At 73.0% G+C, this 13628-nt stretch carries 14 protein-coding genes; 6 read left to right on the top strand and 8 right to left on the bottom strand.

The features are described 5' to 3' along the window. The first annotated feature begins 176 nt into the window (after positions 1-176). Genes ABD358_RS10990 through ABD358_RS10970 form a run of 5 tightly spaced genes read left to right on the top strand, consistent with a single transcriptional unit; the run spans position 177 to position 5851 of the window. On the top strand, positions 177-1742 hold the full coding sequence (locus tag ABD358_RS10990) for an ABC transporter ATP-binding protein (protein ID WP_344630770.1): 1566 nt from the start codon (positions 177-179) through the stop codon (positions 1740-1742). After that, positions 1739-2866: an ABC transporter permease gene (locus tag ABD358_RS10985; protein WP_344630728.1), complete on the top strand. Its 1128-nt coding sequence runs from the start codon at positions 1739-1741 to the stop codon at positions 2864-2866. Before ABD358_RS10990 ends, ABD358_RS10985 begins: the two co-directional genes overlap by 4 nt. Next, a complete protein-coding gene (locus tag ABD358_RS10980; RefSeq protein WP_344630727.1) occupies positions 2863-4125 on the top strand; it encodes an ABC transporter permease in 1263 nt (420 codons plus the stop codon). Before ABD358_RS10985 ends, ABD358_RS10980 begins: the two co-directional genes overlap by 4 nt. Next, positions 4125-4538 (top strand): cytidine deaminase, encoded by a 414-nt coding sequence (locus ABD358_RS10975; RefSeq protein WP_344630726.1) that lies wholly within the window; start codon positions 4125-4127, stop codon positions 4536-4538. The genes ABD358_RS10980 and ABD358_RS10975 overlap by 1 nt, the downstream gene beginning before the upstream one ends. Positions 4539-4573: 35 nt before the next feature. After that, complete coding sequence (locus ABD358_RS10970; protein ID WP_344630725.1) at positions 4574-5851, top strand: thymidine phosphorylase; 1278 nt, start codon at positions 4574-4576, stop codon at positions 5849-5851. Positions 5852-5941: 90 nt separating this feature from the next. Here ABD358_RS10970 and ABD358_RS10965 read toward each other — a convergent pair whose 3' ends face one another. The 8 genes from ABD358_RS10965 to ABD358_RS10930 form a co-directional block, all read right to left on the bottom strand. After that, on the bottom strand, positions 5942-6196 hold the full coding sequence (locus ABD358_RS10965) for a hypothetical protein (protein ID WP_344630724.1): 255 nt from the start codon (positions 6194-6196) through the stop codon (positions 5942-5944). Positions 6197-6371: 175 nt separating this feature from the next. Continuing rightward, positions 6372-7238 carry a peptidoglycan-binding protein gene (locus tag ABD358_RS10960; RefSeq protein ID WP_344630723.1) on the bottom strand — a complete coding sequence of 289 codons (867 nt, stop codon included), beginning with the start codon at positions 7236-7238 and terminating at the stop codon, positions 6372-6374. A gap of 13 nt (positions 7239-7251) precedes the next feature. Beyond that, on the bottom strand, positions 7252-7890 hold the full coding sequence (locus ABD358_RS10955) for a hypothetical protein (RefSeq protein ID WP_344630722.1): 639 nt from the start codon (positions 7888-7890) through the stop codon (positions 7252-7254). 43 nt (positions 7891-7933) lie between these two features. Then, positions 7934-8116 (bottom strand): hypothetical protein, encoded by a 183-nt coding sequence (locus tag ABD358_RS10950; RefSeq protein WP_344630721.1) that lies wholly within the window; start codon positions 8114-8116, stop codon positions 7934-7936. A 19-nt stretch (positions 8117-8135) separates the two neighbouring features. After that, entirely contained in the window at positions 8136-10523 is a 2388-nt protein-coding gene (locus ABD358_RS10945; RefSeq protein ID WP_344630720.1) for a hypothetical protein, read from the bottom strand. Further along, complete coding sequence (locus ABD358_RS10940) at positions 10510-11355, bottom strand: hypothetical protein (protein ID WP_344630719.1); 846 nt, start codon at positions 11353-11355, stop codon at positions 10510-10512. Before ABD358_RS10940 ends, ABD358_RS10945 begins: the two co-directional genes overlap by 14 nt. Before the next feature lie 7 nt (positions 11356-11362). Continuing rightward, entirely contained in the window at positions 11363-12379 is a 1017-nt protein-coding gene (locus tag ABD358_RS10935; protein ID WP_344630718.1) for a hypothetical protein, read from the bottom strand. 27 nt (positions 12380-12406) lie between these two features. Then, positions 12407-12979, bottom strand: a complete 573-nt coding sequence (locus ABD358_RS10930; protein WP_344630717.1) for a hypothetical protein — start codon at positions 12977-12979, stop codon at positions 12407-12409. Positions 12980-13040: 61 nt separating this feature from the next. Here ABD358_RS10930 and ABD358_RS10925 point away from each other — a divergent pair, with 61 nt between their 5' ends. Continuing rightward, a complete protein-coding gene (locus tag ABD358_RS10925; protein ID WP_344630716.1) occupies positions 13041-13628 on the top strand; it encodes a hypothetical protein in 588 nt (195 codons plus the stop codon).

The following is a 13628-nucleotide window of genomic DNA, read 5'->3' as shown; positions in this document are numbered from 1 at the left end:
GGCCCGACTTGCGGAGCGGGCTCTACGCGCGTAGCCGCCCGTCGACGCACCCCCTGACGCGATAGCGTCGCCTCCGCCCACCACGGCCCGGCGGCACGACCGGCCCACACCCGGCCGGCCCCCCGCCCCGCCGAGCCCTCCTACGAGCCACTCCTTAGCCCCGAGGAGAGTGCACCATCAACGCGTCCAGCCCTCCCGCCGTCGAACTGGCCGGGATCACCAAACGCTTTCCCGGAGTCGTGGCCAACCACGACATCCACCTGTCCGTCCGCAAGGGCACCGTCCACGCCGTCGTCGGCGAGAACGGTGCGGGCAAGTCGACCCTGATGAAGATCCTCTACGGCATGCAGAAGCCGGACGAGGGCACCATCGCCGTCGACGGGCGGGAAGTGAGCTTCTCCGACCCCGGCGACGCCATCGACCGGGGCATCGGCATGGTCCACCAGCACTTCATGCTGGCGGACAACCTCACCGTCCTGGAGAACACCGTCCTCGGCAGCGAGAAGCTGTACGGGATCGGCTCGCGCGCCCGCGCCAGGATCAAGGAGATCTCCGACGCCTACGGCCTGGGCGTCCGCCCCGACGCCCGCGTGGAGGACCTCGGCGTCGCCGACCGCCAGCGCGTGGAAATCCTCAAGGTCCTCTACCGGGGCGCCCGCACCCTCATCCTCGACGAGCCGACCGCCGTGCTCGTGCCGCAGGAGGTGGACGCGCTCTTCGCCAACCTCCGCGAACTGAAGGCCGAGGGCCTGACCGTCATCTTCATCTCCCACAAGCTGGGAGAGGTCCTCTCGGTCGCCGACGACATCACCGTCATACGCCGCGGCACCACCGTGGCCTCCGTGAAGCCGTCCGAGGTGACCGTCAAGCAGCTCGCCGAGCTGATGGTCGGCGCGGAGCTGCCCTCGCCGGAGACCCGCGAGTCCACCGTCACCGACACCCCGGTGCTGGAGGTGAAGGGCCTCACCCTCACCGAGAACGACGCGGTGGACGGCGTCCGCACCGTCCTGGACGACATCACCTTCACCATCCGCGAGGGCGAGGTGCTGGGCCTGGCCGGCGTCGAGGGCAACGGGCAGACCGAGCTGATCGACGCCCTGATCGGCACCCGCCGCCCCGACGGCGGCACCGTCGTCCTGGGCGGCGAGGACATCACCTCCTGGGCCACCCGCAGGCGCCGCGAGGGCGGCGTCGGCTACATCCCCGAGGACCGCCACCGGCACGGACTGCTGCTGGAGGCCCCGCTCTGGGAGAACCGCATCCTCGGCCACGTCACCGAGGCCCCCAACAGCAAGGGCGCCTGGCTCGACATCAAGGCCGCGCGCCGCGACACCGAGCGGATCGTCGCCGAGTACGACGTGCGCACCCCCGGCATCGACGTCACCGTCGGCTCCCTGTCCGGCGGCAACCAGCAGAAGCTGATCGTCGGCCGCGAGATGAGCCACACCCCCCGTTTCCTGATCGCCGCCCACCCCACGCGCGGTGTGGACGTCGGCGCGCAGGCCCAGATCTGGGACCAGATCCGCGCCGCGCGCCGGGAGGGCCTGGCCGTCCTGCTGATCTCCGCCGACCTGGACGAGCTGATCGGCCTGTCCGACACCCTGCGCGTGATGTACCGCGGCCGGCTCGTCGCCTCCGCGGACCCCGCCACTATCACCCCGGAAGCCCTGGGGTCCGCCATGACCGGCGCGGCCTCCGGCCACCTCGACAACGAGGGCCAGGACGGGGGAGAGGACCGATGAAGAAGTTCGACAAGGACCGGCTGATCCTGGCGCTCGGCGGGCCGGCGCTCGCCATCGTCGTCGCCGTGGCGCTGACGTCGGTGGTGCTGCTCGCCTCCGGCAGCAACCCCGTCCAGCCGTACGCCCTGATGGCCGAGTACGCGGTGCACTCGGACATCCAGGTGCTCATCGTCAACCAGGCCGGCACGTACTACCTGGCCGCGCTGGCGGTGGCCGTCGGCTTCCGGATGAACCTGTTCAACATCGGGGTCGACGGCCAGTACCGGCTCGCCGCGATGGTCGCCGCGCTGGCCGGCGCCTCGGTCGCCCTCCCCAAGCCGCTGCACATCCTGCTCATCGTGGTCGTCGCCATGCTGGTGGGCGCCTTCTGGGCCGGTGTCGCGGGCATCCTCAAGACCACCCGCGGGGTGAGCGAGGTCGTCTCGACGATCATGCTCAACGCCATCGCCACCAGCGTGGTCGCCTACCTGATCCTGCCCGCCCAGTTCGGCGAGCAGCGCGGCAACAACCTCACCACCGGCGAGATCCCCGAGTCGGGCTGGTTCCCCGGCATCGACCTCGGCGCCGCCGGCGAGATCTACGGCTTCGTCGTCGTCGCCGCGCTCTGCGGCGTCCTGTACTGGCTGATCCTCAACCGCACCCGGTTCGGCTTCGACCTGCGCGCCACCGGCGCCAGCGAGAGCGCCGCGATCGCCAGCGGCGTCGACGCCAAGCGGATGGTCCTCACCAGCATGCTGATCTCCGGCGCCGTCGCCGGCCTGACCGGCATGCCCGTCCTGCTCGGCGACTCCCACACCTACAGCCTCGACTTCCCGGTCGGCGTCGGCTTCATGGGCATCACCGTCGCCCTGCTCGGCCGCAACCACCCGGTCGGCATGGCCCTCGGCGCGCTGCTCATCGCCTTCCTCGAGAAGGCGTCCTCGACGCTCGACTACAACGGCTACGAGAAGGAGATCGCCACGATCATGCAGGGGCTGATCGTGATGGCGGTCGTCATCAGCTACGAGTCCGTACGCCGCTACGGCCTGCGCCGCCAGCAGCAGAAGGTCGGCGAGGAACTCGCCGCCGAAGCCGCGGCGGCGGGCGGCACCGACCCGAAGAACCGCAAGGAGGTGTCGGCGTGAGCGCCACCCTCGCCAAGCCGGCCGCGCAGCAGCCGAAGAAGACCGCCCGCCGCCGCCTCACCCTCGCCGAGTGGATGCTGGTCGTCGCCGGCTTCCTGGCGCTGGTCTCCGCCGTGCGGCTGATCACCGACGCCCACGGCATCACCTCCGTCGGGCAGACCTCCACCGCCCTGCGGCTGGCCGTCCCCATCGGGCTCGCCGGACTGGGCGGCCTGTGGGCCGAGCGGGCCGGTGTGGTCAACATCGGCCTGGAGGGCATGATGATCCTGGGCACCTGGTTCGGTGCCTGGGCCGGTGTCCAGTGGGGTCCGTGGGCGGGCGTGGTCATGGGCATCGCCGGCGGCGCCCTGGGCGGCCTGCTGCACGCCCTCGCCACCGTCACCTTCGGCGTCGACCACATCATCTCCGGCGTAGCCATCAACATCCTCGCCGTCGGCGCCACCCGCTACCTGTCCAGCTTCACCTTCGACACGATGGAGGGCGGCACCAGCAAGCAGTCCCCGCCGATCGAGTCGATCGCCCAGATCACCGTCCCCGGGCTGTCCGACGCGATGCGGGACCTCAACGACAAGCACTGGTTCCTCGTCTCGGACGTCGCCGGGCTCGTCGGCGGCCTGGTCACCAACCTCTCGCTGCTGACGGTGGTGGCCGTCGCCATGGTCCCGCTCAGCCACTGGGTGCTGTGGAAGACGTCCTTCGGCCTGCGGCTGCGCTCCTGCGGCGAGAACCCGATCGCCGCGGAGAGCCTGGGCGTCAACGTCTACAAGTACAAGTACATCGCCGTGATGATCTCCGGCGGCCTCGCCGGACTGGGCGGCGTCTTCCTCGCCGAGGTCGCCTCCAACATCTACCAGGAGGGCCAGACCGGCAACCGCGGCTACATCGGCCTCGCCGCGATGATCTTCGGCAACTGGATGCCCGGCGGCCTGGCCCTGGGCGCCGGACTCTTCGGCTACACCGACAGCCTCAACCTGCGCGGCGGCGGCCAGAACGTCCACGCCCTGCTCCTGCTGCTGGCGATCCTCCTCGTCCTGGCCACCGCCTGGGCGGTCTGGCGGAGGAAGCTCGTCACCGCGGCGGTCGCGGCGGCCGGCGGACTGCTGCTGTCCGTGTGGTACCTGTCGGTGGACGAGGTGCCCAGCCAGTTCGTCACCGCGGCCCCCTACGTCGCCACGCTGCTGGTGCTGGCGATGTCCGCGCAGCGGCTGCGGGCGCCGAAGGCCGTCGGCAAGTCCTACCGGAAGGGCGAGGGCAAGTGATGAGCGAGTCCCGTACGGCGGACGCCGTCGACTGGACGGCGCTGCGGGCGAGGGCCCGGGAGCTGATGTCCCGGGCCTACGCCCCCTACTCCGGCTACCCCGTCGGCGCCGCCGCGCTGGTGGACGACGGCCGCGTGGTCGGCGGATGCAACGTGGAGAACGCCGCCTACGGCGTCGCGCTGTGCGCCGAGTGCGGCCTGGTCTCGGACCTGGTCGCCACCGGCGGCGGCCGGCTCGTGGCCTTCACCTGCTGCGACGGCCAGGGCCGGGTGCTGATGCCGTGCGGCCGCTGCCGCCAGCTGCTGTGGGAGCACGGCGGCCCGGACATGGCCGTCGACACGGCCTCCGGCATCCGCCCCCTGTCCGACATCCTCCCGGACGCCTTCGGCCCCGACGACCTCGCGGACCGCTGACCCGTCCCCCACCCACCAAGGAGCCGCACCCCCCGATGGACGCCATCTCCGTCATCCGTACCAAGCGTGACCGGGGCCGCCTCGGCGACGACCAGATCGACTGGATCGTCGACGCCTACACCCGCGGCGAGGTCGCCGACGAGCAGATGTCGGCCCTGGCCATGGCGATCCTGCTCAACGGCATGGACCGCGGGGAGATCGCCCGCTGGACCGCGGCGATGATCGCCAGCGGGGAGCGGATGGACTTCTCCTCCCTGTCCCGCCCGACCGCCGACAAGCACTCCACGGGCGGCGTCGGCGACAAGATCACCCTGCCGCTGGCCCCGCTGGTCGCCGCCTGCGGGGCGGCCGTCCCCCAGCTCTCGGGCCGGGGCCTGGGCCACACCGGCGGCACGCTCGACAAGCTGGAGTCCATCCCCGGCTGGCGGGCGCTGCTGTCCAACGAGGAGATGCTCGGCGTCCTGCGCGACGTCGGCTGCGTGATCTGCGCGGCGGGCGACGGGCTGGCGCCGGCCGACAAGAAGCTCTACGCCCTGCGCGACGTCACCGGCACCGTCGAGGCCATCCCGCTGATCGCCTCCTCGATCATGTCGAAGAAGATCGCGGAGGGCACGGGCTCGCTCGTCCTGGACGTCAAGGTCGGCTCCGGCGCGTTCATGAAGAACCTCGACGACGCCCGCGAGCTGGCCCGCACCATGGTCGGACTCGGCACCGACCACGGCGTGCGGACCGTCGCCCTCCTCACCGACATGTCCACCCCGCTGGGCCTGACCGCGGGCAACGCCCTGGAGGTCCGCGAGTCGGTGGAGGTCCTGGCCGGCGGCGGCCCGGCCGACGTCGTGGAACTCACCCTGGCGCTGGCCCGGGAGATGCTCGACGCGGCCGGACTGCCGGACGCCGACCCGGCCAGGGCCCTCGCCGACGGCTCGGCGATGGACCACTGGCGCCGCATGATCGCCGCCCAGGGCGGGGACCCGGACGCGCCGCTGCCCGTCGCCCGCGAGCGGCACACACTGCGCGCCGAGACCTCCGGCGTCCTGACCCGGCTGGACGCGTACGCGGTGGGCCTGGCCGCCTGGCGGCTGGGCGCGGGCCGGGCCCGCAAGGAGGACCCGGTGCAGGCCGGGGCCGGGGTGGAGATGCACGCCAAGCCCGGCGACCGCGTCACCGCGGGCGCCCCGCTGCTGACCCTCCACACCGACACCCCCGAGCGCTTCGACTACGCGCTCGAAGCCCTCGCCGGCGACGCGGTCGAGATCACCGACACGGACTCCTTCGAGCCGGTCCCCCTGATCCTGGACCGCATCGCCTGACACCACCGCCGGACCGGGGAGGCCGGAGGCGCCGCGGCGCCTCCGGCCTCCGCCGTTCGGGCTCGTCCGGGCCCGCTCGGGGCCGTCCGGTCACCGGCCCAGCGACTGCCAGAGCGTCAGCGCCAGCGCCGCGCACGACGTGGCCGCGGCCAGGGACGGCAGCGGCCAGCGGGCGCGTTCCAGGGCGTCGAGGCGGGACTCGTGGTCGTCGAGGGTCTTGTCGGTCTGGTCGGCGCGCTGCAGCAGCAGGGCGAGATCCCCGCGGGTGGTGGCGAACCCCACGTCGACCGAGCGGCGCAGGCGCTCCAGCTCCAGGGCGACGCCCTCGGTCTCAGTCGCGGCCATCTTCGTCCCCCGCCGCTCCCGCCGCCCCCGCCGCCGTGCGGGCGGCGCGGGCCCGGAACCCCGCGCGCGGGGTTTTGCGCGTGGCATCGGTCATGGTGGTGCTCCTCGCTGTGTCTCGGCCGTGCCCCGGCGGCCGGCCGTCTCCGCGGGCCGCCGGTCCTCGCCCCCACCGGGGTCACCTCCGGCGCGGCACGCGCAGCCGGTCCCAGCTCGCCCGGCCCGGAACGCCGTCGGCCGCCGCGCCGGTGTAGCCGAGCCTGCGCTGCCAGGCCGCGTACGAGCGGATGTCGGCCCGGCCCCACACCGGCCCGGGGCCGACCGCGTACCGTCCGCAGCCCTCGGCGACCAGGCGCTCGCCGACGGCCGTGATCAGCTCGCTGCGCCGGCCGGGGACGAAGAAGGCGGCCCCCGGGAACGGCTCGTACGCCCCGGGGCGCGGCTCCGGCCGCGGAGCGGGAGCGGCACGGAGACGCGCGGCGACGCGGGCGCGCATCGGGGCCATCGGGAACGACGGGTCGATCTTGCGGCGGGTCCACTCCTTGTGGGCGATCACGCTCGCCGCCGTCCAGCCGTGGGCGCGGCAGATCGCCGCCGACAGCCGCTCGACGGCGTCGAGCTGGGCCGCCGGATACGGGTCGCGGCCGGTGCCGAGGTTCTCGATCTCGAAACCGTAGAACCGGGCGTTGCCGTCCACGGTGTCCGGGCCGGGCGGGGGCAGCGCGGACCGCTCGGCCCGGACGGCGTCCAGGACGGCGGCCGAGCCGGCCCCGGCGTGGTTGGTGCGGCCGTACCCCACCAGGTGCACCGTGCCGTCCTTGGAGACCAGCCCGGTGCACAGCGGGCCCGGCAGCGCCGCGGTGCCGTCACGGCACAGGCGGAGGCTGTCGGTGCCCGCGGTGTGGTGCAGCATCACGCCGTGGACGGGGCCCCACAGGCCCTTGTGGTTGCGGTTGCGGGAGCGCCAGGCGCCGTGTTCGGCGAGGGCGACGCCCTCGGCGCGCAGGGCGCGCACGAGGGCGTCGGCGGTCAGGGGCGTTGCCATGGGCGTCGGTTCCTCACAGGACGGGTGTGACGGTCACGAACCGGTTGGCGAAGGTCGCCGTGCTGCTGGTGACGGCCGACCGGTAGGCGGCGGTCGCGGTGCAGGTGCCGCCCGCGGTGAGCCCGGTGACCTGGAACTGCGTGGAGACCGAGCACTGGGCGGTGCCCACGCCGGTGGCGCCGCGGGCGTCGGCGGCGCCCAGGGCCACCGTGGTGCCCAGCCGCACGACCGCGGACAGGTGGCAGGCGGTGGCCGCGCTGCTGTTGACGCGCGCGCCGACGGTGACCAGCACGGTGCCGGAGGGCGGGGCGGTGAAGGACACGGCCAGGGGGTCGGTGGAGCCGGTGAGCGTCTCCACGTAGGAGGTGGAGGTGGTGGTGCCGGCCGTGGCGACGGCCTTGTGGGCCGGCCCGGGGGCGACCGGCGCCCAGTGGGAGCCGGTGTAGTAGTAGAGCCGCCCCGGCGTGGTGAGCCAGGCGAGCATCCCCGCGACGGGGGCGTTCACCCTGGCGTCGCGCGTCGCGGCGTCGGTGAAGCGCAGCACGGTCCGGCCGTCGACGGCCTCCGCCAGCGACTGGATGTGCAGCGGGACGTTGGCGGCGTCGGTGGGCTGGGGGTAGGGGAGACTGCCGAGCGGAGTGAGCAGGGCCATGGCGGAGAACTCCTCGGTGGGCGGGGATGGCGTCCGGGCGGGGTCAGCCGGCCGGCGGGGGCGGCAGGGTGTCCGGCGGTGCGCCCACGTCCCCGTCGCGGGTCAGAGGGCTGTCGACGGGGACGGGCGTCGCGACGTTCCCGCCGCCGGGCTCGCCGGATCCGCCGGCGCCGCCGTCCGGTCCGGACGGCGGCTCCTCCGGCGGTTCCGGGGGCAGTTCGCTCATGGGGCACCTCCTGCGGCGCTCACGCCGGGCCCGCGGCGGCCGTCAGCAGGCCGCGGTAGGTGAGCTTGGTGTTCGTCAGGTCGTCGAGGGTCGCGTACTGGGCGGTGACCTCGGTGTACCTGCGCTGCGTCCCGTACTGCGGGTCCAGCGGGGCGTCCGGGGTCAGGCCGGGGTCGCGCGGCACGCCGTTGTAGGCCGTGCCGCGCAGCGTCAGGGTCTGCTGGGGGGCCGAGCCGGCCTGGCAGGTGGTGCGGATGCCCACCACCCAGGCGAGGGTGTCCAGGGCCGCGCCGGTGGTGTCCACCACGCGGACGACGTCCCCGAGCTGGATGCGCGGGTCGTGCAGCACCTCCACCTCGCCCAGCAGCGGCACCGGGTAGCGGCCGGCGTCGAGCATCCGGTAGGCCAGGCCGGAGGCGGCTTCGGCGTCCTGCACCCAGCCGCTGGCGGGCGCCAGGTACTGCTGCTTGCCGTAGTGGAGCTGGCTGGTGGTGTTGTACCAGACCCGGGTGCGCTGCCGCGGATCGGCGGACCGCTTGATCGGCACGATCCGCACCGACGGCTTGCCGTCCTTGGTGACCGTCCACACGCTCGACGTGCCGTGGTTGACGAACCGCACGATGTAGTACGGCCCGTCGCGGCGCGAGCTGACGGTGACGCCGCCCTTGACCGACGTGCCCCCCTCCTTCGCGGACCCGAAGCGCACCTTGTGGCCGCTGATGGGCGAGGCGTCGTCGTCGATCTGCAGCGGTCCGATGTCGCTCTCGTCCTCGGCGAGGTTGTAGTACACCTCCACCGGGACGCCCGGCTTGATCTCCCGTACGACGGTGTCGACCACCGCCTCGCCGGCGACCGGGCCGATGCCCTTCCAGTCCTGGTAGGGCTGCTCGCAGTAGTTGCGGCAGGCGTCGATCTCCTCGGAGACGGTCAGGGCCGCGACGGAGCGCCGTGTGGTGACCGTCAGGTCGGGGGTCTGCGGCACCGTCGCGAACCGGCCGGGACCGCGCCAGCGGAACACTCCCTGCTCGTCGAACTCGGCCGTGGAGAGCGTGGCCTTGGCGATCTCGGTCAGCGCCTCCCACTGCGAGCCCGACACCTGCGGCACGTCGTACAGCGGCACCGTGGGCTCGTCGAGCACCGCGCCCTTGCGCCACCGGTCCCTCTGGTCCCACTCGGCGGCGGTGTACGAGTCCAGGTCCGGCCAGGAGCGGTCGGTGACCTGGAGGCACTCCACCGCCATGTCGGTCCTCAGGTCGACGCGGTACAGCTCCGACGGGGGCTGCGCCGCCACGGCCTCCGTGTAGGTGCCCGGGTTGGCCCCCAGGAACGTGCCGTCGGGGGCGGTCAGCCGCGGCTCCACGGACGCGAGGACGCCCGGGCCGCCGGCCCGGGTGTCGACCGTGAACCCCAGGTGCCAGGTGCCCCTGAGCGCGGCCAGCTTGCCGAACGTCCAGTAGAAGTACCAGTACCCGCCGTTCAGCGTGCCCGAGGAGATCCTCACCTGGCCGGTGGAGATGTCGAAGAGGCCGCTGTAGTAGCCGTACGCGCCCGCGCTGCGGTCGAAGACCAGCTTGATCTCGACCGTGCTGTCCCTGGCCAGCGCGGTGTTGACCCAGCACTCGGCCTGGAACACCCGGCCGGAGACGGGGAAGCGCGAGCGCGGCATCCACGACGCGGTCAGCCCGGCGGCCGCGGGCATCAGGGCCATCTCGTGCGGCGCGCCCTCCCGGACCCACGAGTACGACGCCGGGGCGGGCAGCGTCTCGGGCTGGCCGTGGGAGGCGTTGAACCCGCCGTGCAGCGAGGCGTACAGCACCGTGAGGGGCTGGTTCACGGCGTCGAGGTCCTTGACGTCGGGGACGTCCGGGGCGCGCGGCGGCGGGCAGGTGTGGATGCCGCCCTGGCGCAGCAGTTCGTCCACGCACCAGACCTCGGTGGCCACGGGCCTGCCGTGGTAGTAGCCGTGGTACGGGCGCGGCAGCTGGGCGGGGCCGCGCAGCCGCTCGGCGCCGTCCAGGGCCTGCACGGTCACCGTGTCGCTTCCCGACGCGGCCGTGCGGGAGCGCACGGTGCCGCGGAAGGCGGGGAGCGTCCGCCCGTCCACACCGGTCGCGTGGACGACCGACTGGCCCGGGCGCACGACGTCACCGGTGGCGCGCGGGGCCCACGCCGAGTACAGCTCGGGCGCGCTGACGCCGCCGGCTCCGCCGAGCTGCACCTCCAGCTGCGCCGACGCGCTGCCGTTGAAGGCGCGCAGGGCCTCCGGCACATCGGTGCTGTAGGCGCGTTCGACCTTCCAGGACTGCACCTGGCGGCCCAGTTCGACGCCGCCGAACCGGGTGGAGTGCGCCGGCGTGCGGTGCGGGGCGTCCAGCGCCGCCCCGAACTCCTCGTCAGACGTCTGCACCTGCCACCTCCACCAGGTCGATGCTCACGTTGCGGTACGGCAGGCGGGCCGCGGGGACGTCGCTGTAGCCGGTGACCGACATCGCCGGGCAGCCGTCGCCGAGGGCGAAGGCCGCCGGCGGCTCGCCGACGGTCAGGCACGCCCCGGCCAGCCCGATCATGCCGGTGGTGCCGGGGCCGCCGACGGGGGTGACGAAGGCGGCGCCGGCGGGGGCGGTCCCGGTGACGGCGGTGCCGCCGGCGCCGGTGGTGCTCAGGTAGGCGCCGTCGGCGTCCTTCCAGTCCAGCTGCGCGGTGGCCAGGCCCGGGCTCCAGTCCGGCGGCAGCAGCCAGGACACCTCCATGCCGGGCATCACGGGCCAGCCCGCCCAGGTGTTGTGCCGCCAGCCGATCCGGGTGGCCGGGTCCTGGCAGTCGCCCACGACGGCGTCGCGGACGAACGGGTTGATGGCGACGGAGCCCTGCACGGTGAACCAGTGGTCCGCGCCGCGTGCCGAGGTGCTCTGCCCGGCGGCCTGGTAGGGGTCCAGCAGGTTGACCGAGGCCGGGTCGAGCAGGGCGACCGGGCCGTGGGCCGTGCGGGGATCGCCCTGCATGCCCGGCCCGTCGACGCGCCGCGCGAGCCGTACCAGGTGCTGGGCGTCGCCGGGTTCCAGCCACTCCCACGACAGCTTCACCCGGCGGGCGGTGCGCCGGGGGGCGACCGTGGTGATCTGCCCCTCCAGCGACTTGAACTCGGTGACGTTCAGCTCGGCCGTGCGGTCCCAGCTCTTGGCGGCCTGGGTGATCTCGCGCAGCAGACCGGGCTTGCCGATCCACAGATTCCTGGCCATGGGGGCCTCACCTCCGGGCGAGCTTGCGCTGGCCGACGAACACGGCCCGCGCGATGGTCTGGGAGTCGACGTCGATCTGGACGGGCCGGTCGGCGAGGGCCTCGACGGCGGCGGCCAGGCGGCGCACGGGGCCGCCGGAGCCGAGCATCCGCTCCAGCTTCGACAGCGGGATGACGGCCTCGTGCTCGCCGGCCTCGCCGATGAGCGCGAGTGTGCCGCCGGTGCGGGCGCGCACGATGCCGCCCTGGGCGAGCTGCGGCACCGGGATGGTGGGCAGGTTGAACGCGAAGCCCTTGCCGCCGATGGCCGGCACCCAGTCCGGGACCTTGAACTTCACCCGGTTCAACGCGCCGATCAGCATGTTCAGCCCGCGGACCAGCATCCGCGAGGGCGTCAGGAAGCCGTTGACGACGCCCTTGAAGAGCGGGCCGAGCATCCTCGCGGCGGACGAGGAGGCGCTCTTGATGTGGTTCCACGCGGACGTGAGGCCCTTGCGGACCGTGGCGGCGACCTTGTTCATGTCGACGAACCGGGCGATGAGGGGCGCGAGCAGGGCCATCACCAGCCCGAAGGGGCTGGCGGCCATGGCGAGGTTGAGGCCCCGCTGCGCGACGGACGCGCCCTTGAGGCCCTTGCCGAGGTTGCCCATCGACTTGCCGCCGCGGTCGGCGTTCCGGCCGGCCTTCCCGACGGACTTCTCCACCGCGTCGGCCTGCCGCTTGACGTCCCGCAGGGCGTTCCTGGTCCGGTCGGCGGAGGACTTGAGCCGGTCGAGGGAGGACTTGAACCTGTCGGTGGCGGTCCTGGACTTGGCGAAGGCGCCGTCGGCGCCGCGCAGTCCGGTGCGCAGCCTGTTCAGCGCGCTGCTGCCGTTGACCGCGGAGGAGCGGAACCTGCCCATGGCGGAGTCGGCCTGGCCGACGCGCGTCCTGAGGGTGGCGACCGAGTTGCCGGTGGTACCTGCTGCGGAGCGGAAGCGGTTGACGGCGCCGGAGGCGCGGGCCAGTGAGGAAACGAGGGACACGGGATTCTCCGATCAGGCAGGCCCGCTCTAGCCGAGCGCGGCTATGAGCGTGTTGACGCGGTTCTCCAGGCGGTTGATGTGGGACGCGGCCTCCGAGAAACTCCCCAGGTTGGCGAAGTTCGCCGTACGCCCGGCGGCGACGTTGTTCCCCACCCGACTGCGCATCGAGCGCAGGGAGGATTCCACCGCGCCGACCCTGGGCTGTATCCGGTCGAGACGCTCGTGAGCCTTCCGGGCGGTCTGCCTGACCTCGGGAAGCTGGGTGTTCAGCCGGGCGACGACCGGATACAGGCGGTCGACGCTTGCCTTGATCTGTTCCGGGAGGAGGCCCCTGCGGCGGTCCAGCTGCTCCTTGAGGTCGAAGACCGTGTGTTCGGCGTTGAAGAGCTTGAGGCCCGCCGACGCGCCGGTGAACTCCCCGGAGATTCCGGTGGCCGTGGCGGATCCGCCGACGGCCGCGGCGGCGCCGCCCACGGCTTCGGCTTTACCGTAGCCGTATTCGAGTTTCTTCTGGAAGCTCTGCACCCACTTCTTCGAGTCTTCCATGTCGCTTTTCAATTTCTGAACGTCTTCGTTCAGCTTTTTGAGGTCGATTGCCATGGGTGTGTACTCCATCCCTGTTAACATGCGCGGCAGGCCGACGCGGGGGAGGGCGGGGATCGTGGCGGGCAGCCGCAGGTTCGGACGCTGGGAATTACTGAACGTCGTGGGCACCGGAGTGCTGTTCGCGGCCGTACCGGCCGGTTCCGTCGCCGTCTACCGGCTTGCGCAGAGGAGTTCCTGCGGCGGGCGGCTGCGGCACGGCTGCGATGCCGCCACGGGGAGTCTGGTCTTCACCGCGGTCGTCGCCGGGTTCCTCGTGATAGGACTCGGCATCTGGACCGTGGTCGCCTACCACGTGTTCTCCGGGCGGAGAATACCCGCCGGCCGGTTTGTGCCCACCTATGTCTCCCTCTGCGGCACGGCCCTGTGCACCGGAATCGCCGTCACGCGCGATTCCCCGGCGCCGCGGCTGGTCTTCGGTGCGGTGGCCCTCGTGGTCCTGGCCGTGGAGGTGACGAGGATCCTCCGGCTCCCGGACCGGAAGCGGGGCGCCGCCCTCCTGCGCGCGGCGAGCGTGCCGCTCCACGGCGGGGGCCAGGAGAACGAGCGGCCCTGGGAAGGGCCGCTCAGCGGTTTCGAGATCGCGCACTACGCGGCCATGGGGGTCGGCGCGGTGGCGGGTCTGCTGTCGGCCGTCTCCCTCTGA

Origin of the sequence: Streptomyces glaucosporus (assembly GCF_039533345.1) — a bacterium.
Lineage (GTDB): Bacteria > Actinomycetota > Actinomycetes > Streptomycetales > Streptomycetaceae > Streptomyces > Streptomyces glaucosporus.
This window is presented reverse-complemented; position numbering and strand designations above follow the sequence as displayed.